Origin of the sequence: Streptomyces sp. NPDC087263 (genome assembly GCF_044744645.1) — a bacterium.
Classification (GTDB): domain Bacteria; phylum Actinomycetota; class Actinomycetes; order Streptomycetales; family Streptomycetaceae; genus Streptomyces.
On the sequence record NZ_JBIUYT010000003.1, the window covers coordinates 520,155 to 547,065 of the forward strand.

24 protein-coding genes and 2 pseudogenes are annotated in these 26,911 nt (G+C 68.7%); 13 read left to right on the plus strand and 13 right to left on the minus strand.

The features are described 5' to 3' along the window. The first annotated feature begins 49 nt into the window (after positions 1-49). The 5 genes from ACIPC1_RS11715 to ACIPC1_RS11735 all read left to right on the plus strand — a co-directional run bounded on the left by ACIPC1_RS11715 (position 50) and on the right by ACIPC1_RS11735 (position 4,096). Positions 50-1,063: an alcohol dehydrogenase catalytic domain-containing protein gene (locus ACIPC1_RS11715; protein WP_402515719.1), complete on the plus strand. Its 1,014-nt coding sequence runs from the start codon at positions 50-52 to the stop codon at positions 1,061-1,063. 137 nt (positions 1,064-1,200) lie between these two features. Then, positions 1,201-1,803, plus strand: coding sequence for an NADPH-dependent F420 reductase (locus ACIPC1_RS11720; protein WP_402515722.1), 603 nt, complete (start codon positions 1,201-1,203; stop codon positions 1,801-1,803). Between the two features lie 69 nt (positions 1,804-1,872). After that, entirely contained in the window at positions 1,873-2,988 is a 1,116-nt protein-coding gene (locus ACIPC1_RS11725; RefSeq protein WP_402515725.1) for an alkene reductase, read from the plus strand. A gap of 64 nt (positions 2,989-3,052) precedes the next feature. Next, positions 3,053-3,400: a VOC family protein gene (locus tag ACIPC1_RS11730; RefSeq protein WP_384384575.1), complete on the plus strand. Its 348-nt coding sequence runs from the start codon at positions 3,053-3,055 to the stop codon at positions 3,398-3,400. Positions 3,401-3,559: 159 nt separating this feature from the next. Then, a complete protein-coding gene (locus tag ACIPC1_RS11735) occupies positions 3,560-4,096 on the plus strand; it encodes a DUF2269 domain-containing protein (RefSeq protein ID WP_402515728.1) in 537 nt (178 codons plus the stop codon). A 5-nt stretch (positions 4,097-4,101) separates the two neighbouring features. On the opposite strand, the gene ACIPC1_RS11740 is transcribed toward ACIPC1_RS11735, so the two are convergent. From ACIPC1_RS11740 to ACIPC1_RS11760, 5 genes are all read right to left on the minus strand, one after another. After that, positions 4,102-4,713 (minus strand): DUF305 domain-containing protein, encoded by a 612-nt coding sequence (locus tag ACIPC1_RS11740; protein ID WP_402515730.1) that lies wholly within the window; start codon positions 4,711-4,713, stop codon positions 4,102-4,104. 70 nt (positions 4,714-4,783) lie between these two features. Next, positions 4,784-5,605, minus strand: a complete 822-nt coding sequence (locus ACIPC1_RS11745; protein ID WP_402516287.1) for a DUF1996 domain-containing protein — start codon at positions 5,603-5,605, stop codon at positions 4,784-4,786. A gap of 752 nt (positions 5,606-6,357) precedes the next feature. Beyond that, the gene (locus ACIPC1_RS11750) at positions 6,358-8,337 is read right to left on the minus strand and encodes a glycosyl hydrolase family 28-related protein (RefSeq protein ID WP_402515733.1); all 1,980 of its coding nucleotides are present in this window, start codon (positions 8,335-8,337) and stop codon (positions 6,358-6,360) included. 241 nt (positions 8,338-8,578) lie between these two features. Further along, positions 8,579-9,913 (minus strand): glycoside hydrolase family 18 protein, encoded by a 1,335-nt coding sequence (locus ACIPC1_RS11755; RefSeq protein WP_402515734.1) that lies wholly within the window; start codon positions 9,911-9,913, stop codon positions 8,579-8,581. A gap of 159 nt (positions 9,914-10,072) precedes the next feature. Beyond that, the gene (locus ACIPC1_RS11760; protein ID WP_402515736.1) at positions 10,073-10,480 is read right to left on the minus strand and encodes a winged helix-turn-helix transcriptional regulator; all 408 of its coding nucleotides are present in this window, start codon (positions 10,478-10,480) and stop codon (positions 10,073-10,075) included. 74 nt (positions 10,481-10,554) lie between these two features. Between ACIPC1_RS11760 and ACIPC1_RS11765 the strand changes: the two genes are divergently transcribed. Continuing rightward, complete coding sequence (locus ACIPC1_RS11765) at positions 10,555-11,385, plus strand: SDR family NAD(P)-dependent oxidoreductase (RefSeq protein ID WP_402515738.1); 831 nt, start codon at positions 10,555-10,557, stop codon at positions 11,383-11,385. Positions 11,386-11,482: 97 nt separating this feature from the next. Here ACIPC1_RS11765 and ACIPC1_RS11770 read toward each other — a convergent pair whose 3' ends face one another. Continuing rightward, positions 11,483-13,453, minus strand: coding sequence for a YncE family protein (locus tag ACIPC1_RS11770; protein ID WP_402515740.1), 1,971 nt, complete (start codon positions 13,451-13,453; stop codon positions 11,483-11,485). A gap of 416 nt (positions 13,454-13,869) precedes the next feature. Between ACIPC1_RS11770 and ACIPC1_RS11775 the strand changes: the two genes are divergently transcribed. Together ACIPC1_RS11775 and ACIPC1_RS11780 are read left to right on the plus strand one after the other, a co-directional pair. Beyond that, a complete protein-coding gene (locus ACIPC1_RS11775) occupies positions 13,870-14,835 on the plus strand; it encodes a YihY/virulence factor BrkB family protein (protein WP_402515742.1) in 966 nt (321 codons plus the stop codon). A gap of 149 nt (positions 14,836-14,984) precedes the next feature. Beyond that, a pseudogene (locus ACIPC1_RS11780) lies at positions 14,985-16,466 on the plus strand (glycoside hydrolase family 30 beta sandwich domain-containing protein); the annotation flags it as partial. A 155-nt stretch (positions 16,467-16,621) separates the two neighbouring features. On the opposite strand, the gene ACIPC1_RS11785 reads toward ACIPC1_RS11780, so the two are convergent. Then, positions 16,622-18,334, minus strand: coding sequence for an alpha-amylase family protein (locus tag ACIPC1_RS11785; RefSeq protein ID WP_402515745.1), 1,713 nt, complete (start codon positions 18,332-18,334; stop codon positions 16,622-16,624). Further along, positions 18,325-19,329 carry a TIGR03885 family FMN-dependent LLM class oxidoreductase gene (locus tag ACIPC1_RS11790; RefSeq protein ID WP_402515748.1) on the minus strand — a complete coding sequence of 335 codons (1,005 nt, stop codon included), beginning with the start codon at positions 19,327-19,329 and terminating at the stop codon, positions 18,325-18,327. Before ACIPC1_RS11790 ends, ACIPC1_RS11785 begins: the two co-directional genes overlap by 10 nt. A 134-nt stretch (positions 19,330-19,463) precedes the next feature. Here ACIPC1_RS11790 and ACIPC1_RS11795 point away from each other — a divergent pair, with 134 nt between their 5' ends. Next, positions 19,464-19,625: a hypothetical protein gene (locus tag ACIPC1_RS11795; protein ID WP_402515751.1), complete on the plus strand. Its 162-nt coding sequence runs from the start codon at positions 19,464-19,466 to the stop codon at positions 19,623-19,625. A 6-nt stretch (positions 19,626-19,631) separates the two neighbouring features. On the opposite strand, the gene ACIPC1_RS11800 is transcribed toward ACIPC1_RS11795, so the two are convergent. Then, the gene (locus ACIPC1_RS11800) at positions 19,632-20,411 is read right to left on the minus strand and encodes an anti-sigma factor antagonist (protein WP_402515754.1); all 780 of its coding nucleotides are present in this window, start codon (positions 20,409-20,411) and stop codon (positions 19,632-19,634) included. Positions 20,412-20,546: 135 nt separating this feature from the next. On the opposite strand from ACIPC1_RS11800, the gene ACIPC1_RS11805 reads away from it, so the two are divergent. Then, positions 20,547-20,918 carry a helix-turn-helix transcriptional regulator gene (locus ACIPC1_RS11805; protein WP_402515755.1) on the plus strand — a complete coding sequence of 124 codons (372 nt, stop codon included), beginning with the start codon at positions 20,547-20,549 and terminating at the stop codon, positions 20,916-20,918. A 291-nt stretch (positions 20,919-21,209) separates the two neighbouring features. Here the strand turns inward: ACIPC1_RS11805 and ACIPC1_RS11810 are convergent, their stop codons facing one another. Next, positions 21,210-22,778 (minus strand): FMN-binding glutamate synthase family protein, encoded by a 1,569-nt coding sequence (locus ACIPC1_RS11810; protein WP_402516289.1) that lies wholly within the window; start codon positions 22,776-22,778, stop codon positions 21,210-21,212. A gap of 643 nt (positions 22,779-23,421) precedes the next feature. Between ACIPC1_RS11810 and ACIPC1_RS11815 the strand changes: the two genes are divergently transcribed. After that, complete coding sequence (locus tag ACIPC1_RS11815; RefSeq protein WP_402515757.1) at positions 23,422-23,910, plus strand: beta-class carbonic anhydrase; 489 nt, start codon at positions 23,422-23,424, stop codon at positions 23,908-23,910. A gap of 22 nt (positions 23,911-23,932) precedes the next feature. On the opposite strand, the gene ACIPC1_RS11820 is transcribed toward ACIPC1_RS11815, so the two are convergent. Both ACIPC1_RS11820 and ACIPC1_RS11825 read right to left on the minus strand, forming a co-directional pair. Then, complete coding sequence (locus ACIPC1_RS11820) at positions 23,933-24,493, minus strand: DUF4232 domain-containing protein (RefSeq protein ID WP_402515759.1); 561 nt, start codon at positions 24,491-24,493, stop codon at positions 23,933-23,935. Between the two features lie 221 nt (positions 24,494-24,714). Then, positions 24,715-25,221: a cupin domain-containing protein gene (locus ACIPC1_RS11825; RefSeq protein WP_402515760.1), complete on the minus strand. Its 507-nt coding sequence runs from the start codon at positions 25,219-25,221 to the stop codon at positions 24,715-24,717. A 138-nt stretch (positions 25,222-25,359) separates the two neighbouring features. Here ACIPC1_RS11825 and ACIPC1_RS11830 point away from each other — a divergent pair, with 138 nt between their 5' ends. Both ACIPC1_RS11830 and ACIPC1_RS11835 read left to right on the plus strand, forming a co-directional pair. Next, positions 25,360-25,794, plus strand: a complete 435-nt coding sequence (locus ACIPC1_RS11830) for an RrF2 family transcriptional regulator (RefSeq protein WP_402515762.1) — start codon at positions 25,360-25,362, stop codon at positions 25,792-25,794. Next, positions 25,791-26,148, plus strand: a pseudogene (locus ACIPC1_RS11835) (DsbA family protein); the annotation flags it as partial. The gene ACIPC1_RS11830 and the pseudogene ACIPC1_RS11835, both read left to right, overlap by 4 nt. Before the next feature lie 111 nt (positions 26,149-26,259). Here the strand turns inward: ACIPC1_RS11835 and ACIPC1_RS11840 are convergent. Further along, a complete protein-coding gene (locus tag ACIPC1_RS11840) occupies positions 26,260-26,823 on the minus strand; it encodes a TetR/AcrR family transcriptional regulator (protein ID WP_402515765.1) in 564 nt (187 codons plus the stop codon). Positions 26,824-26,911 lie beyond the last annotated feature (88 nt).

A 26,911-nucleotide genomic window follows, 5' to 3' on the forward strand; every position in this document is an offset into this window, starting at 1 on the left:
GTAGTTCTGATGACGCCCATCATTAATACATGCTGTGGGAGAGAGTTCCATGCGCACGATCGCCTACGACCAGCAGGGAGACGCCGCACAGGTGCTGAGCCTGCGCGAGGAGCCGGCCCCGCCCGCCCCGGACGCCGGGCAGGTGGTGGTGCGGGTGTTGTCCCGGCCGATCCACCCCGGAGATCTCATCGCAGTGGAGGGGCTGAGGGGCGGGCCACTTCAGCGGTACGCCGTGCCGCGGAGCCCTGGTGTGGAGGGGGCGGGCGTCATCGAGGCTGTCGGTGAGGGTGTGGAGGGTCTGCGAGCCGGTCAGCGGGTGGCGTTCTTCCCGGTGCCGGGCGCGTGGAGCGAACTCGTGACGGCGCCGGCCGAGCTGGTGGTGCCGGTGCCCGAGGGAGTCAGCGCCGAGACCGCGGCGTTGATGCTGGTCAACCCGCTCACGCTGCTCACCTTGTTGCGGGCCGTCGACGATGCCCGGCACGGCGAGGGCGGGCCGGTGGTGCAGACAGCCGCTGGTTCGTCGATGGGCAGGCTGGTCGGCGCGGCCGCGCTGATGCATGGCTTCCCGCTGGTCAACCTGGTGCGGAGCGCCGCGGGTGCACAGGCGTTGCGGGAGCGTTTCCCCAGGCTGCCGACGATCTCGACGGCAGACCCGGACTGGCGTACCCAGGCCCGGGACGCCATCGGTGGCCGAGGTGCCCAGGTCGTGCTGGACGCGGTGGGCGGATCACTGACCGGTGATCTGGTCGCGCTGCTGGCCGACAGCGGCACGCTGATCACGTACGGCGGCCTCGGCTCCGGCAGCACGCCGGTGGAGTCGCTGGGGCTGGTCCCGCGGGAACTGACCGTGCGGGGAGCGTCGGTGGGCCGGTGGCTGACCCGCACGACCGAGCAACGGGCCGAAGACGTCGCCTTCGCCACCCGCATGGCCGAGACCGCCCCGGAACTGCTCGAAGTCGCCGCCACCTACGACCTCGCCGACTTCGCCGAGGCCATCGCCCACGCCCGCCGCCCGGGCAAGAGCGGAACCGTCCTGCTCACCAGCCCCGCACCGCGGGAGTAGCGACGTAGTCCCGTTCAGCAGCCGCGCACCGCGCCCAGGAGTGGAACAACTCTGGCCACCAGCCCCGCACCGCGGCAGGAGCGGAACAGCCCTGCCCACCAGGCCCGCACGAATACCTCGACGAAGGGCACCTCGTGATGAAGATCGGAACGCTCGGCGCCGGAACCGTCGCCCAGGCCATCGTCCGGCACGCCGTCAGCCACGGCCATCAGATCGTGCTGAGCAACAGCCGCGGCCCCGCCTCGCTGACCGGCATCGCGGAAGGCCTCGGCCCGCTCGCCGGCGCGGGCACCCCCGAAGAGGCCGCCGCGGCGGAGGTCGTCGTACTCGCCGTCGGCTGGCCCCAGGTGCCGGACGCGGTGGCCGCCCTGCCGCCCTTCGACGGGCGCATCGTCATCGACGCCACCAACCAGTTCGTCTCGCCGCCCCCGCACTTCGAGATCGCCGACCTGGGCGACCTGACGGGCAGCGAGTACGTCGCCTCGCTGCTGCCCGGTGCCCGCGTGGTGAAGGCGTTCAACACCCTCTACGGCCAGTACATCGCCGCCGACCCGCACCACGAGGCGGGCCGCCAGGTGCTGTTCCTCGCCGGTGACGACGCCGAGGCCAAGGCGACGGTCAGGGACCTCACCGCCGGTTTCGGCTTCGCCCCAGTGGATCTCGGCGGGTTGCGTGAGGGCGGACGCCTCATGCAACTGGGCGGCCCGCTCTCCGGCCTCCACGTCCTCAAGCAGGACTGAACCAAGCCCCCTGCCCACCCATCACTCTCAGCCGGATGTCCCCGGCCCTCGAACAAGGAAGCCCCTCTCATGGCCAGCCAGTCAGGAACCTCCACCGTCCAGCCCCTGCTGCAGCCCGTCCGACTGGGCGCGCTGGAACTGCCCAACCGTGTCGTCATGGCCCCGATGACCCGTGCCCGCGCCCACAACGCGGATCTGGCCCCCACCGAACTACAGGCGACCTACTACGCCCAGCGGGCCGGCGCCGGTCTGATCATCTCCGAGGGGACCTGGGTCAACGACGAGGCAATCGGCTACATCAACGTGCCCGGCATCTACAGCGACGCCCAGACCGTCGGCTGGAGGAAGGTCACCGAAGCCGTCCACGAGGCGGGCGGGCGGATCGTCTCCCAGCTCGGTCACGTCGGCTCGGTCTCCCACCCCGACCACCTCGGCGGCCGTCTGCCGGCGGGGCCGTCGGCCGTCAACCCCGGCGAGAAATCCTTCACCCCGGCCGGGCCGAAGGACACCGTCACGCCGCGTGCGTTCACCGCCGCCGAGATCGCCGAGACCATCGCCGGTTACCGGCAGGCCGCCGCCAACGCCCGCCGCGCCGGGTTCGACGGACTGGAGATCCACGCACAGGGCTCCCATCTGATCCCCCAGTTCCTCAACCCGCGCCTCAACCAGCGCACCGACGCCTACGGAGGCAGCACCGAGAAGCGTGCCCGGTTCCTCCTCGACGTCGTCGACGCCGTCAGCGAGGTGTGGGGCAGCGACCGCATCGGCGTCAAGCTCTCCCCGTACTGGACAGGCGGATCCTTCACCGCGGACGAGCAGACGCTCACCGACTACGACCAGGTGATCAAGAAGCTCGGCGACAGTGACCTGGCCTACCTCCATCTCCTGGGCCGCCCCGACGCGGTGACCGGCACCACCGAGGAGCGCATCGCCCCCTTCGCCCGGTACCGCGCCCAGTACCGGGGCAGCCTCGTCGCCAACCTCGGCTTCACCCAGGACACCGGCAACGAGATCATCGAGCGCGGGTTGGCCGACGCGGTGTCCTTCGGCGCCCCCTTCATCGGCAACCCCGACCTGGTCGAGCGGTTCGCCCAGGGCCACCCCTTGGCCGAGAGCGACCGGGCCACGTACTACGCCGGTCGTACCGAGGGCTACACCGACTACCCCACCATCGCCCAGGCGTGACATCGAAGTCGGTGAAATCGCAGTCACCCAGGTAAAACCAGCAAACCACTCAAGGAAGACCAACATGAGCAGCAATATCCGAGCGATGATCGCGGACGTCGAAGTCGAGAACCTTGATGCCGCCATTCCCTTCTACCGCGAACTGGCAGGGGACGTCGAAGTACGGCGATTCCCCTACCAGGAGCTGGAGTTGGCCTTGGTAGGGCCGTTCCTGTTGTATTCGGGCCCACTGGACACGCACGTCTCGCAGACGGCGACCGTCCTCGTCGACTCCCTGGACCTCGTGCTCGAAACCTTGGACAAAGCGGGGGCCGAGCTGCTGGAAGAACAGAGTGAAGTTCCCAACGGCACCCGGATCGTGGCGCGCCACCCGGACGGCTCCGTCTTCGAGTACCTGCAGCCGCGTAGTTGATATCAGGGCCGTTCGAACCCGGACGGTCGGGCCCTCCGGAGGACGGCCGGAAGCGGTCGGCGTGTGTTTCGCCCGCCCGCTCTGTACGCCGAGGCTAGTACGCGGGGTTACTCCCGCTGTCAGACGTCCTCCGGGGCTCCGCCCGGCACCGTGGGTCAGGTGAAACTAAGCCGCCCCGCACGCCGGGCCAACCTGGTCGTCCATGTAGCCGCCTCCGCAAGCTGGCTCGGGCTCACGCTCGGGCTGCTCGCTCTCGGGATCACCGCGGCCACCACCGGCTCCGCGGTGACCGTGGAGGCCTCCGTCCGGGCCATGAAGCTCTTCGCCGACTGGCTCCTGCTCCCCGTCGCGTTGCTCACGTTCCTCAGCGGGCTGGTGCTGTCCCTGGGCACTCCGTGGGGGTTGGCGAGGCACCGATGGGTCTTCACGAAGTTCTGGCTGACCATGGCCACGATCACCGCCACCGTCTTCGCGCTGCGCCCGGGAGTGAACCACGCCGTTGCCGCCGTCGCCGCGGGCGGACCGCTGCCCGACGCCGGCGACGTCCTGTTCGGGCCCATCGTCTCCCTGTCCGCGTACGTCTTCATGACAGTGATCTCGGTGCTCAAGCCCTGGGGACCGACCCGACGCGGCCGCAAGCTGCGCGCGGTCGCCCGCACTCCGGTGGATGCTGGCCGAACCCACCAGACCGCCTGAACCATTCAGATCGGCATACCCTCCCGGTGTGCCGCGGCGGATCCCTTGACGGTGGCCGCGAGTTTCCTCACCGTCGGGTCGGACCCGTTCTTCCGCAGGTCGACCGACAACTGCTCGGCGTGGGTGAGGTGTTCGCGCAGCGCGGAGCGCAGGAGTCCGTCGAACTGCGCACCTGTCGCGTTGCCCAGCGCCTTCAGCTCCTCGGCGTTGACCATCCCCGGCATGTCATGGCCCTCGTGCGGGTTGGTGTCCGGTACGCCGGTCGCGGCGAGGAGTTCGCGCAGGGCTGTCAGGTGGCTGCGGTTGTCACGGGCCACACCGGCGGCCCAGGTCTTGAGTGCGGGTTCACCGCCATGGTGCGGCACGAGTTCGAGGATGGACCGGGTCTGGTCGTCCATGGCGATCAACAACTGGAGCCAGGCGATGTCCGTCGTACTGAACGTGCTCGTGGCTCCGGAAACGCCCGCCGGGGAACTGTTGGTGACGGTTGCTCCGGAGGATGTGCCGGCCCGTTGCTGGGAGCCGGCACACCCGGACATGATCAACAGGACACACAGCAGCGTCACGACGAGCTGTGCCCGGCCCCCACGGTCCGTTGGCGGTGCGGGTTTCGCCATGACCGTCTCCTGTCTCGGGGCCGTGGTGCGTGCCATGTCCCCCGTGTGTGGGGCAGGTTGGTCGCGCCGCTCAGGAGGGGTTGCCGTCAGCACCGCACTTGACGATGGCGTTGATGCAGTTCGTGGTCCTGCGTGCCATCTCCGCCGCCGGCCAGGCGTTGAAGAAGTCGGCATGCATCGTGTAGCCGGCACCGGATGCCAGACGTAGTCCCGCTGTCGCGCCGGTGACGGGGTAGCGCAGTACCTGGCGCAGCTTCGGCACGGGCACGGGGTGGCTCGCGGGGCACGCGCCGCCCACCGGGTAGGCCATGTGGCTCTTGTGGTCGGCGGAGTCCAGGTCCCTGCCGTTCCAGCACTGTGGGAAGTCGAGGTAGGACTCCAGGTACGAGTCGGCCGGGCAGGTCACGAAGTCCTTGGAGGGATTGACCTCGCCGTGCCACAGGCACGACCAGCGGGCGACGGACGAGGGGTCGGTCGCACTCGTCGCCTTCGCGTTGCCGGCGACGATCCTGAGGCCCTGGGGGAGGGGCTGGGTGCGCTGGATGATGTCGTCGCGCACGCCTTCACCGAGGTAGTAGAAGGTGGTGCCGGTGGGCTCGACCGGCTGGTCGTTGCGGTACAGGGTCGGCACCCAGTAGGCCGAGGTGTCCACGGTCGGGTTGCAGGTGCTGGCCGAACCCAGCAGATTCGTCACCGTGGTGTTGGCGTTGGTCACCCGGCTGCCGAAGAAGCTGTGCATGTGGGACGCGCCGGGCAGCCCGGGGGCGACGATCGGGTCGTCGGGGAGGCGGTGGCTGTAGGGACACTCGGCCAGGAACTCAGCGACCTTGACGACTTCGGCCCCTGTGGTGGTCGAGCGGTCGGCAGTTGCCTGCGTCGCAGCCGCGTACATCGCGGTCACCACCAGAGCGAACGCCGCCAACACGGCAGTCCAGCCAGGTCGTTTGCGAACTCGCGCGGTGGATGGGCGTGGGGAATCTGCTAACACGGCACTCCTCCTTGGGGAGTGGGGGGTGAGCGGAACCGGTACCGGAACCGGTTCCGGCGCTCTGTCTCGGGAGTGAAGTCACATGACATGGCATTGTCAATGCTTCTCGTCGGCATTAGTACGCCTGCGCGCCGTGATGGCTTCAAGACTTCAAGTCGACCGGAGGGGGAGTGCCCACGCTCTCGGTCCGCGGGAGGCCCGCGCTCGCGTCCCCGGAAAGCAGCGGGGCACGTGCTGCGCAGGGACTGCGTGCCCCACACACCCGTCGGGCACCGTCGCGACGCGACGGGCAGCGGCGCTCGTACGAATGGACGGGCTCGCCGTGCCCCGCCGTGACCCGCCTTCCAGTTTCAGGAGGTTGAGGCATCTTGGTGCGACGTTGGGACGGGCATGCCGTGCTTCGGGCACGAGCCGGAGGCTCCGCCGCGTGCTCGGTCGGCACGCTGTCCGGCCGCCATGGAGGGGTCGGCGAGGACGACGGTGAGCAGGAGTTGCCGGGCCCGATCGACATCGAGCTCCGCGGCCCCTTGTCACACCGCCGTCCCTCGCCGAGACTGCCGCGCCAGGCCCTGCCGTCACATTCCCGTCGTCGCCCGGAGGGCGGCGTCAGGTGCGTGCATGGCGTCGCGAGGCAGACGGGAATGTGACGACAGGGCCTAGTTGCCGCCAACCGGCAGCACGTTGTCCGCGTTGATCCGCGCCGCGTCCGAGCGCACGGTCACCGACGAGGCGTCCATGGACTCCGTATCGGCACGGGCGTTGAGCCCGCCGGCGTACCGGTTGCCCTCGATGAGTACGTCGTCCGAACCCCGGAAGACGTACAGCCGGGAGGAGTACGGAGCCGTCGCGCCCGTGGCCCGCCTGATCACGTTGTCCGTGAAGGACAGCCCGCCCACACTCTTGGCGTCCACCACGGTGACATCGCCGACCTCGAACGTGTTCCGCTCGATCCGGATGCCGTGGTGCACCGGATCCGCGGCGTTGAGCACCTGGTTGGTCGGCTCGACGAAGATGACCGGGCCGGTCGAACTCACAAAGGTGTTGCGGCGGATGAGGACGTCCGAGACGGCTCCCGACTCGTACCACTGGTAGGCGTCGGCGGAGATGTAGATCGCCGCCATCGTCGTGCGCTCGAAGCGGTTGTTCTCGATCACGACGGGCTTGGGCGTGGTCACGAGGATCCCGCGCGTGGGCACGTTGCGGAAGACGTTGCCGGAGATCCGCACGCTCGGCGTGTACGTCAGGTTCTCCACGTCCGTGCCGCCGATCTTGACGCCGACGGGCACCGGCCGGTCCAGAGTGATCGTCATGTCGGTCAGTGAGGTGTCGTGGTCCTGCCCGCTCGGCCCGTCGACGGCGGTCACCTTCGCCGTACCGCCGGGAACCGGAAGCATCGTCGCGCTGTCGACCAACTGGACCTTGTCACCGACGTAGAACTGAGGGAATCCCGCGGTCTGCGGGTGCTTGTAGCTCACCGTCAGGCTGTTCGCCGAGGGCTGCGCCGCGACCTGCAGATAGGTGCCGTGGATGTTGATCGGGTCGTCGTGCGGGCCGTCGAAGACGCAGTTGGTGATCGACACCTTGCCCTTGACCCCGGACATCTGGATGAAGTCGGCGAACCCGGCGGTGGCGCGGCCGGAGTCCGGATCCGGTGAGAAGTCGACCCGGTCGATGGTGATGTTCTCGCTGAACTGCCCGACCAGACCGAAGGTCTGTAGCTCCCGGGCGACCAGATTGCGGACCGTGACGTCGGAGGACTCCCAGATGAACGCTCCGGGCTGCTCCCGCTCGATCTGCCGCATCTGGTACACCAGCCCCTGGTCCGAGGGGGTCGCGGAGCTCGTGTAGTCGATGCGGATGCGCTGACCGCCCAGGTCGGTCATCGACGCCACATCGCTGAACAGCGGGTTGTCACCGCGCCAGGATCGCTGCGCCGTCGGGTCCTTGATCTGGGTGTACTCCAGACCGTTCACGCCGGACCAGTACGGCTGTCCGGTCACCGGGCTGCTCTCGCCGAGCCAGGTCACCTTGTTGTCCGCCACGGTGTACGGGCTGTCGGCCGGCACGCTCAGGATCCGGTAGGCGCGCCCGTTCTCCACCCCTGCCGTCCTGACCGTGGCGTCGACGACCTTCGGCGCGACATAGTCGAAGGTGAAGCCGGTGAAGGTCACGTTGTGCGAGCGGATACTGGCGAACGCCGTCTGTAGCCCGTGGAACAGCAGGGTCGATCCGCGGCCGTCCACCACCACATCGCGCATGTCCTCGATGAGCAGCCCGATCGACTTGTCGCGGTAGCGCTGATCGGCGCCGACCGTGTTCGACACGTACAGTTCGCGCACCTCGGCGCTCTCCGGGTACAGCTGGTAGGTACCGCGCGGGAACACGATCCTGATCGGCCCCTTCACGGTCTTGGCGTGCCGGAGCGCAGCCTTCACCGCGGGTGCCGAGTCGGTGCGTCCGCGCGGATCGGCACCGAAGTCCGTGACGTCCACCGTGGTGGACCTGGCCGCGCTCACCGTTGCTCCGGTGGCGGTCGGCGCCCCGATCAGGCCGAGGCAGGCGGAGAGAACGGCGAGCACCAGCAGTCCGGCGAAAGGGCGGGATCTGCTCGGAGTACTGCGCTGCGAGGTGATCAAGGCTGCGGCTCCTTGTCCTGGCATGGACACGCTGGGGGGCGTGTGCGCGTCATCCTGCCCCAGGAACCCACGAAACAGAACAGCAACCACCAGTTTCAAAAGTTTTACGGACTTCAGGCCGCGCCCGGGCCCCTGGTACCCAACAGATCCCCACTGACACGACGAGAGGGTGAGGCGGTGGGGTGGCCACCGCCTCACCCTCGGAGCCCGGAGAGGAGCGCGTCGTGCGGAAGAACGCGGCTCAGCGCCGGGTGAGCCCCTTGTCCACGGCGTGGATCAACTCACCGTCGGCGGTGTCTCCGTCGAGCGACCAGATCATCGCCCCGCCCAGCCGATGCCGACGGATGTAGTCGGTCTTCGCGGTGAGGACCTGCGGATCGTCGTACGTCCACAGGGTGGTGCCGTCGAAGAGCCAGGCGTGGCCGTTTCCGCGATCGCGGTAAACGGTGTAAGTGCCGGAGTCCGCAAGCTTCTTGAGCGCCTTGTAATCCTCGTACCCTGCCTGCCAGGTCGCCGGCGCGGGGGCCGTCGCGGGCTGGTTCAGGCCGTCACCGCCCCCGGTCACGCCGGTCCAGCCCTGCCCGTAGAAGGGCATGCCGACGACCAACTTGCGCGCCGGTGCGCCCCGTTCGAGCCAGGCGTCGACAGTCTGGTCGACGCTGAAGTCGTTCTTGGCGTACAGCGCGGACTGCTGGTTCGTGGTCGCCTCACCGGAGACATGGAAGTCGTAGCCCTGAAGGTTGACGAAATCCAGATCCCGAGTGATGCGCGGTACGTCGAAGCCCGCGTCGATCTTCTCGGGGGCGGTCGGCACGAACGCCGTCAGCTCGTAGTGCTTGCCCTTTTTCTGGGTGGTCGCGTACGCGTCGAGCTGCCGCCGGAACTCGTGCACGAGCGCGGTGAAGTTCTGCTTGTCCTCGGGGCGGTAGACCGTGTCGGTGTCCCCTGCGGACCCCGGCCACTCCCAGTCCAGGTCCACACCGTCGAAGAGGCCGGCCGCGGCGCCCTGGCCGCCACGTGCTCCGTCGACGGGAAGGTTGCCCTTGATGTACAGGTCGAGGCACGAGGCCACGAACGCCTTGCGGGAGGCGGCGGTGCGGGCCGCGTCGGAGAAGTGGGTGGACCAGCTCCAGCCGCCGAGGGAGATCAGCACCTTCAGGCCCGGGTTCTTCGCCTTCAGCTCGCGCAGCTGGTTGAAGTTGCCCGCCAACGGCTGTGTGTCGCTGTCGGCGACGCCGTCCACGGAGTTCTCCGCGTCCAGCGGGCGCACGTAGTCCGCCCAGGCGTCGGCCTCCCCGGGGATGTTCCCCGTGAAGCACTTGCCGTCCGAACTGACGTTGCCAAAGGCGTAGTTGACGTGGGTGAGGCTGGCTGCCGCTCCGCTCGTCTCCAGGTCGGCGACCTGGAAGTCGCGGCCGTAGACACCCCATTGGGTGAAGTAGCCGACGCTCTTGTAGGCGGGGGACTTCGCAGTGTGAGGGCCATCGGCGGACGCGGGGGCCGTGGCGAGGAGAGTGACGGGAAGGGACACGGCGCAGGCGGCAAGTGCCAGCCTGCTGAGGAGTCTTCGACGCATGCCCGGAAGCTATTGGTCTGTACCATCTGCGGTCAAGAGTACGGCTGGTGCTCGACCGGGATGATTTGAGGCTTGCCCCCGCGCTGCCGGACCACCGCAACGCGTAGCTGCGTACGGAACGTGTGCTTCACCTGTCCGCTTCACGTTCCCGGGGCCGTCTCAGGCACCCACGCGGCCGGACCGGGCGTCGTTCATCTCCTCCTCGTGAAGCACCGCCCAGTCGGCCAGGGCCGAGAGCGGTTCGAGGAGTGTGTGTCCGAGTGGGGTCAGGCTGTACTCGACGCCCGGCGGCACGGTCGGGTGCACCTCGCGCCGCACCAGCCCGTCGGTTTCCAGAGCGCGCAGCGTGCGGGTCAGCATGCGCTGGCTGATTCCTTCGATGGCACGGTGCAGTTCGTTGTACCGGTGGGGGCGGCCGCCCAGGAGGATCACCAGCAGCATGCTCCACTTGTCGCCCAGCCGCTGGAACACGTGCCCGACCGGGCACGCCGCCAGCTCGTCCTCCGGTACCGGGCGCGGCAGTTCGTGAGCGAGCACCGAGGGAACACGGGTGTGCGTACCGGACATAAAAGTGCCTTCTTTCAGCATCCGACCCCGCGGCCCACGATGGACCGGTCGATGCCGAGCCTATGGAGGACACCGTGCCTGGCCAACCACCGAAGACCGTGATCATCAGCGGCGGTACCGACGGCATGGGCCGTGCGACCGCTCTGGCACGGCTGGCCACAGGTGACCACGTCACCGTGATCGGCAGCAGCGAGGCCAAGGGCCGTGCACTGCTCGACCTTGCCGCGAACCCGAACCTGCGTTTCCTGCGGGCGGACTTGTCCTCGGTCGCCGAGACCGAGCGGGTCGTCGCCCGCATCGCCGAGGAGCACGACAGCGTCGACGCGCTGGCGTTGTTCGCGAACCGGGTGAGCCCGAAGCGCAAGGAGACCGCGGACGGACTGGAGTTCACGTTCGCTCTCTACTACTTGAGCCGCTATCTGCTCAGCCACCGGTTGCGCCCGCTGTTGGACGCGGGCGCCGACCCCGTGATCATCAACGTGGCCGGCGTCGGAACCACCTCCGGCCGCATCCTCTGGGAGGACCCCCAGCTGACGCGCCGCTACGGCCAGGTACGCGCCCAGCTCCAGGCCGGCCGGGCGAACGACCTGCTTGGCGTCGCGTTCGCCAACCAGGCGGGGAGCAAGGCGCGTTACGTCCTCTACCACCCCGGATTCACCCGCAGCGGGACCGGCAGCCTGCAGAACCCGCTGGTCCGCGGATCGGTCGAACTGCTCGCGAAGTTCTTCGCCCGCCCGGTGGCCGACGCGGTTCAACCGATCGTCCGGTGGATCGACCGACCGCCCACGGACCCGCTCTCCGCGATCGACCGGGGCAAGCCGGTGGACAAGACCCTGAAGACACTCAACCCAGACGACGCCGCACGCCTGGCCGCCTACACCGAAGACCTGCTCCGCGGCCGCTGAGGCGTCGTGCCGAGGTGGGCCAGGCGGTCCGGCGCAACACCGCCGGTACGGCACCCGTGAACTCGGGAGCCGTACCGGAACGGCCGGCGCGGTGGGATCAGTTGGTGAAGGTGAGGTACTTCCAGGCCCCGTGCGTCGTGGAGTTGACGCTGTCGCCCGAGGAGCCGTTGATGTACGACGAGCGCACTCGGGCGCGGATGCCGGACGTACCCGGCGCTTCCAGGCTCACGGCCGACTTGCCGTTGCTGCCCAGTGCGAAGTACTCGGACCCTGAGTCGTACCAGGTGCCCTGGGCGTAGACCTGGAGCTGGAAGCGCTGCTTGCGGCCCGCGTAGTAGTTCATGGTCGTGGTGAACACCGGGTCGGTGTTCTTCCGGAAGTAGTAGTACGTCGTGGAGCCGATCTTGCCCGTCTTGTAGTGCTTGGAGACGGCGGTGGAGATCTTCGCCTGCGCGTACGCGGTCGACTTCACGGTCTTGGCGGCGGAGCGGGCGTCTCCGGCGAAAACGGCGGTGACGGCGGTGTCCCGGGTCATGTCGACGGTCGCCGACAGATTGCCACTGGAGTTGACCTTTGCCGTCTTCAGCAGCTTCTTCGGCTTGTCGGTTCCGAAGGGGTCGGCGTAGATCGCGACCGTGCGGTTCTTGTACGTCGCGCCGAGATGAGCGGTGAAGGTGACGTCCTTGCCGTACGAGTACAGCTTGCCGTTGTTGGTCAGGCTCAGCGTGGTCGCCTTGCGCGAGACCTGCACCGCATCGGAGCCCGAGGCGGAAGCGTGCGTGGCGTCGCCCGCGTAGGACACCTTGTAGGTGACCTTGCCGCCGGCGGGCGGTGTGTCCGCGAAGGAGAAGCTGCCGTCGGCCTTCGTCGTGACGGCGGCCAGTGCCTTGCCGCTCGGCGACTCGATGTCCGTACGGGTCACCTGCAGGCCGGTGCCCGCCGGAAGAGGTGCTTTCGAGGTCAGCTTGCCGGTGACCGTGAGCTTCTTGGCCCGGTCCGACGTCGCGGGGGCCGACACCTTGAGGGTGGGCAGCTCCTTGGTGGGGTCGGTCAGGGCGCGCAGGGTGTACGTGCCATAGGTGTTCACGGAGACGGCGAACACCCGGCTGCTGTCCGGAGCCCAGGCCAGCGCACCGTCCACGAGGGTGTCGGCGCCGCTGCTGTTCCCGGCGTTGGGGAAGTCGTACTCCCGCACCGGCGTCAGGTCACCGGGCCGGTGGATGTGGACGTCCGGCTCGTACCAGGAGAGGCTGCCGCCCGCGACGCTGCCGTCGGGCGCGATCTGTACCGCGTTCGGGTACGGGTCGATCGGGTAACCCGCCTGCTCGGTGAGGTCGGTGGCCGAGTAGGCGCCGATGCCGTAGCCGTACTCCGGGTCGCCCCACGAGGTGAGGACCTGGCTGCCGTCGGGCGTCAGGTCCAGCTGCTTGACGGCGGTGTCCATGTTGCCCTTGACCCGCAGCGTGGCCCCGTCGGCCGAGACGTCGTACACGGCGAGGTCGCCGCCGTTTCCGGCCACCAGGACGCCGGGGACGGCCGGGTCGGAGGCCAGGAACATCCCGAAGGCGCCGTAGAAGTCGACGTCGCCGCGCTGGGCGAGGTGGACGACGGGTTCGGCGCCGGAGACGTCGAGCGAACCGAAGTCGGTGCCGTGGGCGAACCAGATCCGGCCGTCCACCACCTCCAGGTCACCGGGAGCCGCGCCCACCGGGTAACTCGCGGTCTGGGTGTACGTGCCCGTCTCCACCGAGACGATCCGGTTGGCGTTCTTGACGGCCGCGTAGATCTGCCCCGAGTCGGCGGACAGTGCCAGGCCGCGCACGCCGGACAGCCCGGTCAGGGTCGCCTTGACGGCGCCCGCGTAGTCGGTGACGACGATCTTGCCGCCGGTCGGGTCGGATATGTACACCCGACGGTGGGCGCCGTCCACGACGATGTCGCCGACCGACTTCACCGGAAGGACCTTGGCGGAGTCGGCCACTGCCACTCCCGCCGTGCCCGCGGTGAGCGCCACGGAACTGAGGACAACCGCGAGTGCCGTCGCGGTCGAGATGCTGCGCCTGCGCACAGTGATTGAACCCCCACAGAGAAAGCCCGGTGGTCACCGGGCTGAAACGGCTCGGCTGTGTGTCCCCCCTAGCGCCGCGTACGGGCGCGTGGACACTGCCGAGGAGGCAGCGTATGACATGCCAGTGACAGTTGATGACTGGATTGACGTGGGGGACGGGGAACCGGCCGCTTCGACGTCCGAGCACTGCGAGGGTTGTACCGTCCAGGTCGGTTCCGGCCTCGCCACCTGCGCGAGTCGCCGCACCGGCGACCGATCCACCGTCGAACCAAGCACAGTCGACTGAAGAGAGGGCCGATCATGTCGGCGCAGGAGGGCCCGCCCCACAGTGACACCACGCAGTCGCGCCCGGGTAGGCCGGAGCACCTGGCCGTTGAGGACCGCTGAAACGTACGACCGGAGGGGACACGCTCGCCATGGGGACCGCTGTGCACGTGCCGCAGACGCGGGACATGATCGGGGACGAACTCTCCGGAGACGAGGCGCTCACCGCGCTGCGGCACTACGGAGGCCGCCGGCTGCTTCTCGACGCCTTCGCCCGGTTCCGCTATGCCGACGGATTCACCAGCTCCCGTTCACTCGCGTTCCAAGTCGTCCTGGGCATGGTGCCGTTCACCATCGCGCTCGTCGGTGTGGCGACCACGGTGCATACGGAGAGCGTGGGACGGATCATCGAACTCACCCTCGGGCACATCGTGCCGGGTGCCAGCTCGCGGCTGGTCGCGGAAGCTCTGGACGGCACCGAACGCAGCGCCGGTTCCGGAGCCTGGAGCGCCGTCGCCATGTGGCTGGGACTGGCCTTCGCCGTACTCAACCTCGCCTCGGCGATGGCGCAGGTCGAGCGAGGCGCCAACCGCATCTACGGCATCGAACGCGACCGGCCCTTCCTCGCCAAGTACGGGCGGGCCCTGCTCCTCGCCCTGGCCGCGGGTATGCCGATGGTTCTCGGGTTCCTGGTGCTCGTCGCGGGGGATGCCGTCGGGGACGCGGTGGGGGAGACCTTCGGCTGGCCCCGGGAGCGGCTCGACTGGTGGGGTGTCCTCCAGGTGCCGCTGGGTGTCGCCCTCGCCTGGGTCGCCTCGGCGGTGATCTTCCGCTGGGCTCCGCGCAGGGACCAACCGGGATACACCTGGCTGGCGTTCGGCTCGGCGGTCCATCTGGTGCTGTGGGTCACAGCCACGTGGCTGCTGTCGCTGTACGTCGCCGAGAGCGGATCGTTCGGCACGGTGTACGGACCGCTGACGGCCTTCGTCGCACTCCTGCTGTGGGCCAACCTCACCGGCGTGACGCTGTTCCTCGGCATCGCCTTCGCCGCTCAGCTCGAAGCGGCCCGGGCGGGAATCACCGACGCCGTCAAGCCGGACCCGGGGCCAGGTGCGTGACCTCGGGGCCCTGCGGCTCCCGGGGTTTGTGTTCAGCCTTGACGTGTCTGGTTCAGACCTTTAGTTTTTGCGCGATTGGTCACACACTGGCCTTCTGGTCATGGATCTGAATGCCTTGCACTGCCCCCACCATTGCGAAGGGCGACAGCATGACACGATCCCATCCCCGGTCCTCCCTGTCTCGGGCAACTCGCTTCCTTGTGGCCGGTGTTGTCGCGGCGGCGACGCTCGCCGCGACCGGCGGCACCGCTCAGGCGGTGAACGAGCCCGTCAACGTCTGGCTGACCACCACATCCGACTCCGCCGGACGGAACGTGACGCGTGGTCTGGCACAGCAGACAGCGTTGCAGTTCGGCCCCGCGGGCGGAACGGCCCAGCACACGATCACCGTCGACGAGAACACCACGTACCAGCAGTTCGAGGGCGCCGGTGCCTCGATCACGGACACCACCGCCTATCTGCTGCGTGGCGGCCCGATCAGCGCCGCCACCCGCGACACCGTCATGCAGAAGCTGTTCTCGCCGACCGCGGGCATCGGGCTGTCCTTCGTCCGCAACCCCATCGGAGCCTCCGACCTGTCCCGGCCGGGCAATGTCTCGCTCGACGACACCTGCTGCACCCTCAACGACTTCGGCGCCAACGGATACGACACCAACGTCCGCCTCCTGACCGCGCAGGCCAAGCAGCTCAACCCGGCACTCCGGGTCAAGGCCGTGCCGTGGAGCTCACCGGGGTGGATGAAGGACAACGGGCGCATGGACCAGATGGGCTGGCTCAAGTGGGAGTACTACCCCATGTACGCCCAGTACCTGGTCAAGTACATCCAGAGCTACCAGGCCGCGGGCGTCCCCGTGAACTACATCTCGGTGCAGAACGAGCCCAACTGCTGCCAGGCGAGCAACCCGACGGCGATGAACTACCCGGGCATGAGCTGGAACCCCTCGGGACTCGTGGAGTTCACCAAGAACCACCTCTACCCGGCCTTCCGCGCCGCCGGCATCACCACCAAGGTTCTCGTGCACGACTGGAACTACGGCGACTACGCCAGCTTCGGCTCGGCGATCCTCGCCGACGCCGGTGTCCGCAACGACCCGCTCTTCGCCGGGATCGCCTGGCACGGCTACTCCGGTGACCCGGCGGTCGGCACCCAGGTCCACAACCAGTACCCGACGGTCAAGCAGTTCAGCACCGAGCACTCGGGCGGCACCTGGATCACCAACCAGCACAACGAGGACCTCGCCGACATCGTCAACTACGCCCGCAACTGGAGCAGCAGCGTGGTCAAGTGGAGCCTGGCGCTGAACCAGAACATGGGGCCGCACAACGGCGGTTGCGGCACCTGCACCGGACTGATCACCGTGCAGGAAGGCGGCTCACGGGCCGGACAGGTCGACTACACGGTCGAGTACTACACCACCGGCCACCTCACCAAGTTCGTCAAGCCCGGTGCGTACCGCATCGCCTCCACCGCCAACAGCACGGTGCAGAACGTCGCTTGGCGCAACCCCGACGGATCCAAGGCTTTGATCGCCCACAACGGCGGCACCAGCACCCAGTCCATCCGGGTGAACTGGGGCAGCCAGTCCTACGTCTACACACTCCCGGCCCGCACCACCGCCACCTTCACGTGGTAGACGACACGCCCCGCCTGCCTTCAGCGGCCCGTCGGCGCCGCTGAAGGACAAGCGCTCCCGGCTCCCTGCGTGACGCACCCGGCCTCAGCCGGCCACGCGTCGCGCAGGCGGGCCGGTGGTGACCCGCGGAGGCACTCCCGGCGGACACGGTGTCAGCCGGAGGCAACAACCCTTACAGGGTCGTCCGCCGGGGTGCCGACGCGCAGCCATCGGTACCCGTAGGCGGGCAGTTCGACGCGGAGCATGCCGTCGTCGGGCACCGTGAGACCGGCGTGCCCTTCGTCGAGCAGATCCATGAGCCTCCCGCCAGGCCCGGCCTCGGGCAGCCGCAGCCGCACGGTGACGGGGCCGCCCGCGAAGTTGTGCATCGCCAGGACAGTCCCGTCGGTCCCGTCGGTGGTGCAGGCGATGTGCGCCAGGACCGCTCGCTCCCCGGTGTCCAGGAGGCGGTAGTCGCCCCAGGCCAGTTCGGGAGCCTCCCGGTAGCGCTCGATGAACAGTCGCATGCGGCTCAACATCGACGCCGGGTCACGACTCTGTTCGTACACGTTGACCTTCTGGGGTCCGAACGCACCGTCCGCCAGTGGGTTGGGAAAGGCGTCCGGACCGGTACGGGAGAAGCCGGCGCCCGCCTCCGGGGTCCATTGCATGGGTGTCCGTACGGCCTGGCGTCCCTCGGCGGCCAGGTTCTCGCCCATGCCGAGCTCCTCGCCGTAGAAGAGCACGGGTGTACCGGGCAGGGTGAACAGCAGGCTGTAGGCGAGTTCGACGCGGCGCCGGTCGCCCTCGACCATGGGCGGCAGCCTGCGGCGCAGCCCCCGGTCGTACAGCTGCATGTTCGTGTCCGGGCCGAAGGCCGCGAACACCTCGGCCCGTTCGGCTTCACTCAGCTTGTCGAGGGTGAGCTCGTCGTGGTTGCGCACGAACGTGGCCCAGTGGGCGTCGCGCGGAGCGGCGGGGCGGTCCCGTAACGCGGCGGCCAGCGGCCCGGCGTCCTCGCGTGCCATCGACAGGTACATCTGCTGCATCGCGATGAAGTCGAAGCACATGGTGAGCTCGTCGCCGCGGCCGCCGGCGGGTTCGCCGAAGAAGCGGGCGGTGTCGTCGTAGGGCAGATTGACCTCGCCGAGCAGCACTGCCTCGCCGTTGCGACGGCCGAGAAAGGCGCGCAGGTCGGCGAGGTACTCGTGCGGGTCCGGCAGCGAGCCGGCGTCGGCCTGCCCGTCCGTCTCCAGCAGGAAGGGCACGGCGTCGACCCGGAAACCGGACAGCCCGAGCTGTGTCCAGAACCCCATGACGCGGGCTATCTCGTCGCGGACCTCGGGGTTGGCGACGTTGAGGTCGGGCTGCTGCTTGTAGAAGCGGTGCAGGTAGTACTGGCCGCTGCCCTTGTCGTACTCCCACAGGCTGTCCTCCGCATCGGGGAAGACCACACCCTTGGGGCCGTCCTCGGGGGGCTCGTCCGCCCAGACGTACCAGTCGCGGTGGGCGGAGTCTCGGCCGGATCGCGCGTCCTGGAACCAAGGGTGGTCCTCGGAGGTGTGGTTGACGACGAGGTCGGCGATCACACGGATGCCGCGGTCCCGGGCGGTGCGGACGAACTCGGTGAACTCACCGAGAGTGCCCAGGCGGGGGTCGACACCGTAGAAGTCCGTGATGTCGTAACCGTCGTCGCGCTCTCGCGTCGGATAGAAGGGCATCAGCCACACGCAGGTCACGCCGAGACGGTCCAGATGGTCGATGCGCTGTGTGAGGCCCGCGAAGTCGCCGATCCCGTCGCCGTTGCCGTCCTGGTACGTCTCGACGTCCAGGCAGTACACCACCGCGTTCTTCCACCACAGGTCCGACGTACGGGTCAGACGCATCGGTACTCCTTCACCGTGGCGGGAAGCGGGCGGGTGACGTCGAGTCGCGGCAGTACCTCGGCCCCGAAGGCGTCGATGAACGGGCCCTGTTCGCGGCCCACGTGATGCAGCATCACCGCGTCGAAGCCGAGGTCGGCATACTCCTGCAGCCATGCGGTGTGCTGTCCCAGGTCGGACGAGATGTTGACCGAGTGCGCCACCTGCTCGGTGGTGACGTGTTCGCTGACGATGTCGAACAGTTCCGCGGAGTCGAGGTCCCAACTGGCCGGGGGCGCATGCACGTTGGTGCGCCATTGGTCGTACGCCAGCGCACGGGCCTCGTCCTCGCCGGGCGCCCAGCTCAGGTGCGCCTGGAGGTACAGCGGCCCACGGCCGCCGACGTCACGGTACGCGTCCACGATCTCGCGCAGCCGCGCGCGTGGAGCGTTGACCGTGATCAGACCGTCCGCCCACTCGGCACACCAGGCCGCGGTCGCCGTGCTGCACGCGGCTCCGATCAGCGGCGGTACGTGGGACGGCAGCGTCCACAGCCGAGCCCGGTCCACGGTCACGAGTCCGTCGTGGCTGACCTCCTCCCCCCGCAGCAGTGCTCGGATGACGTCGACGCACTCGCGCAGCCGTGCTGTGCGGACGTCCTTGCGGGGCCAACCCGCTCCTGTGATGTGCTCGTTGGAGGCCTCGCCGCTGCCGAGCGCCACCCAGAACCTGCCCGGATACATGGCCGTGAGACTGGCGACCGCCTGCGCGACGATCGCGGGGTGATAGCGCTGGCCGGGCGCGTTCACCACGCCGAACGGCACCCGGTCGGTGGCCTGGAGGGCGGCGCCGAGCCACGACCAGGCGAATCCGGACTCGCCCTGGCGGACGCTCCATGGTGAGAAGTGGTCCGAGCACATGGCGGCGGTGAAGCCCGCGCGTTCGGCGTGCACCACGGCGTCGAGCAGATCCGCGGGCGGGACCTGTTCGTGCGAGGCGTGTAATCCGTAGACAGTCATGACAAGCGACTACCCCCGGGAGGGACCCTCATCCAGGGGCCGGACCCTACCGCGGGCGCCGGATACCCGTCCGTTTGAGCAAGGGGTGGCGGGTACCCGAAAGGCCGACCGCAGACATAGGAGGTGCCTCCCTCATGGAATCCGGCACCAGCACAGATATCCAGCCGACGCATGAGAGTCGTGGGACCGGCGACGGTCCGGTCGCACGACCCGATACCCCGAACCCACAGCGCGCCGACGGCGGTGAGCTGGAGAGCCCCGGCCAGGAGAGCCACATCATCCGGGGCGAGGACTGAGCCGCCTCAACCTTCCTTGCCGGGGGGAGTTTCCGGCACCGACGGCGCTGTCTGGAGCTTGGTGACCGTCTCGGCGACCTGCGACTGGAACAGTTCCGGGAGTGCGTCACCTGTGACGGCGCTGACGAGGTTGTCGGCCACATGGTGAAGTTTGGTGTTGGTGTTCTGGGAGACCGAGACCAGGACCTTCCAGGCGTCCTCAGCGCTCAGGCCGAAGGAGGCCATGAGTACTCCACGGGCGAGGTCGATGACGGGCCGCGTCTGCAGGGCCCGCCGGAGCTGAACCAGTTCGATCCGCAGATCCTGGTTCGCTTCGCCGAGCGACGTGGTGTGGCCCCCTTGGCGGGGTGCCGCTCCGGAATGTGCATCCGAGGCGCGACCGGCCTCACCCGCTATGGCGAACAGGGACAGCGTGCCGGTAACCGAGAAAAGTCGGCGTACCGCGGTGCTGGTCGCCTGGATGGCGATGGTCTTGCCTTCGTCCAGGGCGCGCCGTCGCAGGCGCAGCAGGACGTTGAGTCCGGAGCAGTCGCAGAACTCGACGCCGCTCAGATCGAGGTCGATGCCGCGTGCCGAGCGGGCAAGGGTCTGGCGCAGACCGTCGTGCAGTGCCTGCTCCGTGACGATGTCGATCGCACCGGACACCACGACGAGCGTCCAGTCGCCGGCGGGGTGCGTTTCGATCCCCAGCAGTGGCCTCCGGTGATCGCTCGACGGTAGGTCCGGCGGCGCCGAGGGGGTGCCGTTGGCCACCGTGAGCTGCGTGGGAAGTGTGCGTTCTGGCATGGCCGCCACTCCATTGACATCCCGTGGTTTTGTGCCCTCCTCCAGCCTCAGCCCGGCGTCCATCGCACGTCAAGAGATACAGGAAATAAACTTCGCACTTTTGAATGCGTGAATCAATTGTCCTATCCTGAGGACATGCATGGAGTACCCGAATCACACAGCGGCTGGACGTTCCTCACGAACCACGCGCGCGTGCTGGCTGCGATCGCCGAGGATCCCACCACTCGCATCCGCGACATCGCCGCGCGTTGCAGGCTGACCGAGCGTGCCGTCCAGAAGATCGTTTCGGATCTGGAGATGGACGGCTACCTCACCCACACCCGTCAAGGACGCTCCAACGCGTATCGCATCGAGGACGGGACCCTGCTGCGGCACCCCGCCGACCGGGGGTTGGCGGTGGCGGAGCTGCTGTCGCTCCTTGCAGCGCACGAGGCGGAACACACCGAGGGCCAGAAGAATTTGCAGTCGACGGCCCCCCACCCTCGCAGCCCGGAAGCCGACCGCTGACAAACGGCCGTGGTGTCCCCCTCGGGGCACGTGGCTCTCCCGGACGAGTTCGGGGTTTCGTACTGGATCAAGAGGGCACCCCCAGGGACCCCCTTACCGGGCCTGGACACCGACATCAGCGTCGCCGTGGCTGCGCAGCGGTTCCTTCATCTTGGCGACGGCGAAGCCCCAGCCCTGTTCGACGGTGGGTTTGGCGGGACGGCGATCTCGTCCGGGTTGGTGAGTACGTCGAGTGCACTCAGGGCATCCACGATGACGCGGGCGACGGTTCGTGCCACGGATTCGTCCAGGTCAGATGGTGAAGTGGTCGGGGTCGGCGGCCTTCCAGTCGGCCGCCCAGTCGGCGGGCGGCTCGACCAGCAGTTGTCCGGGGGAGAGCCACTTGTACAGGCCGTCGTAGGAGCGCACGGTCTGCGCGTCGATGCGCCGCCGCAGCATGTGCGGGCGGAGCTGGGCGGGGTCGGTGACCCCCATGGAGGCCATGATCTGTAGTGCGCTGCCGACGGTGGCCTCCTGGAGGCGCCGCACCCGCACGGCCTTGTCGCCGACGTCGAGCGCGCGGGCGCGACGCGGGTCCTGGGTGGTGACTCCTACGGGGCAGGTGTTGGTGTGGCAGCGCTGAGCCTGGATGCAGCCGACCGCGAACATCATGGCGCGGGCCGCGTTGCCGTAGTCGGCACCCTGGATCAGGCGTTTGACGAGGTCGGCCCCGGTGGCGATCTTGCCGCTTGCGCCGATCCGGATCCGATCCCGCAGGCCCGCGCCGACCAGGGCGTTGTGCACAGTCATCAGACCATCGGTGAGCGGAGTGCCGACGTGGTCGGCGAACTCGAGCGGCGCGGCACCTGTGCCGCCCTCCGCGCCGTCGACGATGATGAAATCGGGTGCGGTGCCCTCCTCGATCATCGCCTTGCACACGGCGAGGAACTGGCGCCGGGAACCGGGGCACAGCTTGAAACCGGCCGGCTTGCCGCCGGACAACTCCCGCATCCGCGCGATGAAACGGACGAGTTCACGAGGTGTGGAGAACGCCCGGTGGTACGGCGGTGAGACGACCGTCCGTCCCTCGGGGACGTCCCGCACCCGGGCGATCTCCGCGTTCACCTTGGCCCCGGGCAGTACACCCCCGATACCGGGTTTGGCGCCCTGGGACAGCTTGAGCGACACGCATCTGACGCTCTCGCCCGACGCCTTCTCGGCGAACTCTCCGGCATCGAAGTCCCCGTCCCGGGTCCGGCAGCCGAAGTAGCCGGTACCGATCTCCCAGACCAGGTCACCGCCTGGGCGCAGGTGGTACTCCGACAGTCCGCCCTCACCGGTGTCGTGCGCGAAGCCGCCTGCCGCGGCTCCCTGGTTGAGTGCCAGGATGGCATTGGCCGACAGCGAGCCGAAGCTCATGGCGGAGACATTCAGCAGTGCCATGTCGTAGGGCCGGGTACAGTCCGGGCCCCCGATCCGTACCCGTGGCGGATGCTCGGGCACCGGGCGGGGCACCATCGAGGGAACCAGGTACTCGTAACCCGCCTGGTACACGTCGCGTTCGGTGCCGAACGGCTCCTCCGCGGCGGTGCCCTTCGCCCGCTCGTAGACGATGCTGCGGATGTCCCGGTCGAAGGGCCGCCCGTCGAAGTTCCGCTCGACGAAGTACTGCTGCAGTTCCGGACGGATGCGCTCCAGCAGGAAGCGGGCGTGCCCGATCACCGGGTAGTTGCGCAGCACCGAGTGCCGACGCTGGGTCAGGTCCCACACACCCGTTATCCCGAGCGCGGCCAACGGCACCGCCGCCATCCACCACCAGGGCGACACCACCACGGCCACACCGGCCACTGCGAAGGCGGCGCCCACGACCACCGCGATCATTCCGGTTCTCAACACGACCCACGAGTAACCCGTAAGACCCGTCTCATGCGCACCAGCCGCACGCCACCAGGCGCGACGTGGTCGTCTCCCGGCCGGCAGAGTCGGCGGCAGCCTCTCGGGGCTGGGTGTGTCAGGTGCGGGAGTGAGGGGGGCGTAACCGCCGACAGACCCGGACCGGGGTGGGTCGGCCCGGCTCGCGACGCCAGTGCCTCCCAACGACAGCTCCGGCGCGTGCCCGCCGACGAGTCTGCGGAGATGTGCTTGCCTGCCAGTAGCGCCCGGTCGCGCAGTTCACCGGCGTGGAACGGATCGACACCGAGCTTCGGCAGCCTCCGGAAATGGTCCGGTGCCGTGGGACTCTGCCCGAACTGCTGTGCCCTTGCCAGGCGGACCGGCCTCGGTGTTCACTGACCGCATGCTCCGCCTCACCGAGGGTTTCTGGCCCTCGCGTCGCGTCTACCTCTTCGACGGTTTCTGTCGCTAGGGGGCGTCGGGCTGCTCCCCGAGGAGCCGTTCGGCAACCCCCGGGCCATGTCGCGTGTCCGCACCGCGCATCCGGCTCCCTGTGTCGACCTCCCCGCGCCGCTCCCTGCGCAGTTCCGTGAGCGGTGCATCCGCCGCATCCCAGGAACAGAGGCTCACCATGTCCGTGACCGATGAACTGCTGGCCAACAACGCCCGCTACGCCGAGACCTTCACCGGCCCGCTCCCCCTTCCGCCCGCGAAGAAACTCGCCGTGCTGGCCTGCATGGACGCCCGGCTCAACGTGTACGCGATCCTGGGGCTCGCCGAGGGCGAGTCGCACGTCATCCGCAACGCCGGTGGTGTGGTCACCCAGGACGAGATCCGGTCGCTCGCCATCAGCCAGCGGCTGCTCGGCACCGAGGAGATCATCCTCATCCACCACACCGACTGCGGCATGCTCACCTTCACCGACGACGGCTTCAAGGACGCGGTCCAGGCGGAGACGGGGATCCGGCCGTCCTGGGCTGCCGAGGCGTTCCCCGACCTGGACGCCGACGTACGGCAGTCGATCGCCCGTATCAAGGCGGATCCGTTCATCGTGCACAAGGACCGTGTACGGGGCTTCGTGTTCGACGTCGCCACGGGCAAGCTGAACGAGGTCGTCTGACGCGTCGGCCCGGGTCGCCGACCTACTTCTGGCCGCTGCCCTTGGCCAGCGGGGTGATGTCGATGCGGCCCTTCTGTAGGACGTCGCCGAGTTTCCAGGCCGTCGTCAGATGGTGACGGGAGTCGGGCGGGGTCACCTCCAGGCCGGTCGGGTTCTTCTCGGCCTTGGTGGGCTCGCCCGTGGCGCCGACGACGGTCCAGTGCAGCGTGGTGTGGACGCTCTGCCCCGGCTTGAGGGTGATCAAGGGAGTGTGTCCGGCGTCGCGGACCACATGTGTGGTGACGTTCGTGCCATGGGAGTTGAGGAGCTGCAGGCCGACGTACCCCTGGGTTCGGACGGTCTTGTGGGTCTTGTTGGTGAGGACCACCGACGCGTAGCGCTGGCCGGCCCCGGGGTCCAGGGCGTGGATCCGGACGCTCAGGGAACTGGTGTCCGCCCACGCGGGCCGCGCCGCCGTGGTTCGCGACTGCGACGCCGCGGCGGCTTGAGAGGAGCCAGCGGTGAAACCCACAAGAGCCAGGGCGGATGCCGCAGCGATGGCTCCACTGGTGACGCGGAGCCGGGTTCGCTGGTTGTTTCGCATGATTGCTCCCCTTCTGGGCGCCTCCCCGTTCGGGGCACCGTTATGGAAGAGGAGTGCGGCGAAGAGCCTCCGGTTCACAGGATTCGCGATCTTTTGCTTTGCCAGGCGCTCTGTTGACCCTCGAGTGATACTTCCTGCACGGTCGCCGCAGTGGCCCGCTGTTCGAAGCCGTCGGCGAGCTGGAAGTCGTCGTTGAGGAGGCCCTGGCGATGGGCGACGGGTCAGCTCTCGTCGACCGAAAGGGCGTACAGCCGTGGAAGGTTCACCACGATCGCCTCCTGCGTGCTGCGGGCGATGACGACGACGGCCTCCTCCACGGGGTCGGGGTTCTCCTCACGGTGCGGCACGAAGGGCGGTACGAAGATGTAGTCGCCGGGAGTGGTCCGCAGCCGTACTTCCTCCGGCCCCTCTCCCGAGTCGTCGACGAAGACGAACTCGGGGTGCCCGCTGACCACGTAGATGGCGGTCTCGGACTCACCGTGGTGGTGGTCGGAGGAGGCGGTCGCCGGGGCCACGTGGGTCTGGCCCATCCACAGCTTCTCGGACCCGACGGTCTTCCCGCTGACGGCGGCGAACCTTCGCATGCCCCCCGTCTGTGCCGTGTCGCCATCCAGGGAATCCGCACGGATGTGGTGCAGACGGGCCCGCAGGGGTGCCGTCAGGTCGCCCTGGGAGGTGTGGAGGTGAGGGTGGAAGCCCTCGCCGGGGGTCGTCAACGGCTCGCTCATGGCGGGGACGCTAGAGCGGCGCCGGAAAGGATGTCAAGAGGTGTCCATTGGCCTTCATCTGCGGCAATGTTGCCGCAATGCCAGCGGTGAACCGGTGGAGACCCGCACCGGCGGCCGACTGTCGGGCATGATGTGGGCATGCATATCTCCGCGAAGGCGGACTACGCCACACGGGCCCTCCTGGAACTTGCCTGTGAGCCCGAGCGTCCGCTTACCTGTGAGGCCATCGCATCTTCACAGGAGATCCCGTTCCGGTTCCTGAAGTCCGTGGTGGGCGAGTTGAGGAAAGCAGGCCTGGTACGCAGCCAGCGCGGTTGTGAGGGCGGCTACTGGCTCGGCAGGCCCCCCGAGGACATCACCCTCCTGGATGTCGTACGCGCCATCGACGGCGAGGTCATCACCCTGCGCGGCGAGCCGCTGGCCGGGCTCGACTACCCCAGTCCCGCGAGCGGAATGCCCGGGGTGTGGCGGCGGGTCGAGGCGGGTGCGGCGGCGGTCCTCGGCGGACTGACCCTCGCCTCGCTGCTGCCCGCCGACGCGCTCGAAAGGCGGCAGAGGGTCGGCGCCGCGTGACGGCTGTCCCGGAAGTCGTGGAGTACACCGACCCGCTGTGTCCCTGGGCCTGGGGATCGGAGCCCGTCTTCAGAAAACTGCGGTCGGCTCTGGGTGACCGGGTCCGCCGGCGGCGGGCGTACGCCATCCTCTTCGACCACGACCACGACCACCACCCCGCGCCCCGACCCCGCGGCCGAAACCGCCTGGTACGCGCGATACGTGGAGGAGATCAGCGGGCACACCGGAGCTCGGCGCGCGGAGCGGCTGAGCCGGGTGGCGGCCAGTTCCTGGCCCGCCTCGCTCGTTGCCAAGGCCGCGGAACTCCAGGGCGCCGACGTGGCCGAGCGGGTGCTGCGGCGGCTGCGGCAGGCAGGCCGCCCGCACCGCGGGGTAGCAGGCGGCGAGTGCGCCGGTCACGAGGGCTTCGCCCCCGCTTCGCCGATGCCTGCCGGCACCAGGAGATGGGTGCTGGGCGGGTTCGTTCTACCTGACCCCTGCGGCGTCCAGCAGCGCCGCCGCCGTTACCGTGCCGATGCCGGCGAGTGCCTGGGCCTGTACGACGGCCCGGGCACTCGTGCCGTCAAAGACGATCGTGAGCTGCACGGCCAGGGTCTCCGGATCCGCTGCCTCGGCGGCGACGAGCTGGGTCCGGAAGAACTCGGTCAGGTGCTGCTTGAGATGGCGCGCGACCACACTGCCCGGGTGCCCGGGGTCTTTGAGCTCCACCGCCGCACTCACGAAGGGGCAGCCGAGGAAGTTGCCCTCCGCTGCCATCCGGTCCTGCCGCTCGAAGACGGTCAGGATGCGCTCACGCGGTGAGTGGTCGTCGTCCGTGGAGGGGAGCAGGGCGGCCTGGTACGCCGGGCCGAGGCCGGCGAGGCTCTCCGCGATCACCTCGTCCTTGGACCGGAACAACTGGTACATCGACTTCTTCGACACCCCGGCGGCCTTGCACAGAGCGTCCACGCCCACGCCCATGCCGTCGCGGTAGAAGAGTTCGCCCGCTGCTTCGAGCAGCCGCTCGCGGGGTGTCGTCGACGTTGTCATGTCATGGAGGGTACCGGCTTGGCTTGCGTTTGGAAACCGATCGGTTTACGGTCTGGGGAAACAGAACGGTTTCCCCCTCTCTCCGGAG

Coding starts and splice junctions, on each gene's coding strand:
- ACIPC1_RS11800 (WP_402515754.1), bottom strand. CDS start 20,411: ATGCCAGAACGCACACTTCCCACGCAGCTCACGGTGGCCAACGGCACC.
- ACIPC1_RS11820 (WP_402515759.1), bottom strand. CDS start 24,493: ATGCGAAACAACCAGCGAACCCGGCTCCGCGTCACCAGTGGAGCCATC.
- ACIPC1_RS11805 (WP_402515755.1), top strand. CDS start 20,547: ATGCATGGAGTACCCGAATCACACAGCGGCTGGACGTTCCTCACGAAC.
- ACIPC1_RS11840 (WP_402515765.1), bottom strand. CDS start 26,823: ATGACAACGTCGACGACACCCCGCGAGCGGCTGCTCGAAGCAGCGGGC.
- ACIPC1_RS11810 (WP_402516289.1), bottom strand. CDS start 22,778: ATGATCGCGGTGGTCGTGGGCGCCGCCTTCGCAGTGGCCGGTGTGGCC.
- ACIPC1_RS11755 (WP_402515734.1), bottom strand. CDS start 9,913: ATGCGTCGAAGACTCCTCAGCAGGCTGGCACTTGCCGCCTGCGCCGTG.
- ACIPC1_RS11720 (WP_402515722.1), top strand. CDS start 1,201: ATGAAGATCGGAACGCTCGGCGCCGGAACCGTCGCCCAGGCCATCGTC.
- ACIPC1_RS11725 (WP_402515725.1), top strand. CDS start 1,873: ATGGCCAGCCAGTCAGGAACCTCCACCGTCCAGCCCCTGCTGCAGCCC.
- ACIPC1_RS11830 (WP_402515762.1), top strand. CDS start 25,360: ATGCATATCTCCGCGAAGGCGGACTACGCCACACGGGCCCTCCTGGAA.
- ACIPC1_RS11775 (WP_402515742.1), top strand. CDS start 13,870: ATGGGGACCGCTGTGCACGTGCCGCAGACGCGGGACATGATCGGGGAC.
- ACIPC1_RS11715 (WP_402515719.1), top strand. CDS start 50: ATGCGCACGATCGCCTACGACCAGCAGGGAGACGCCGCACAGGTGCTG.
- ACIPC1_RS11795 (WP_402515751.1), top strand. CDS start 19,464: ATGGAATCCGGCACCAGCACAGATATCCAGCCGACGCATGAGAGTCGT.
- ACIPC1_RS11760 (WP_402515736.1), bottom strand. CDS start 10,480: ATGTCCGGTACGCACACCCGTGTTCCCTCGGTGCTCGCTCACGAACTG.
- ACIPC1_RS11745 (WP_402516287.1), bottom strand. CDS start 5,605: ATGTACGCGGCTGCGACGCAGGCAACTGCCGACCGCTCGACCACCACA.
- ACIPC1_RS11785 (WP_402515745.1), bottom strand. CDS start 18,334: ATGCGTCTGACCCGTACGTCGGACCTGTGGTGGAAGAACGCGGTGGTG.
- ACIPC1_RS11825 (WP_402515760.1), bottom strand. CDS start 25,221: ATGAGCGAGCCGTTGACGACCCCCGGCGAGGGCTTCCACCCTCACCTC.
- ACIPC1_RS11730 (WP_384384575.1), top strand. CDS start 3,053: ATGAGCAGCAATATCCGAGCGATGATCGCGGACGTCGAAGTCGAGAAC.
- ACIPC1_RS11790 (WP_402515748.1), bottom strand. CDS start 19,329: ATGACTGTCTACGGATTACACGCCTCGCACGAACAGGTCCCGCCCGCG.
- ACIPC1_RS11815 (WP_402515757.1), top strand. CDS start 23,422: ATGTCCGTGACCGATGAACTGCTGGCCAACAACGCCCGCTACGCCGAG.
- ACIPC1_RS11740 (WP_402515730.1), bottom strand. CDS start 4,713: ATGGCGAAACCCGCACCGCCAACGGACCGTGGGGGCCGGGCACAGCTC.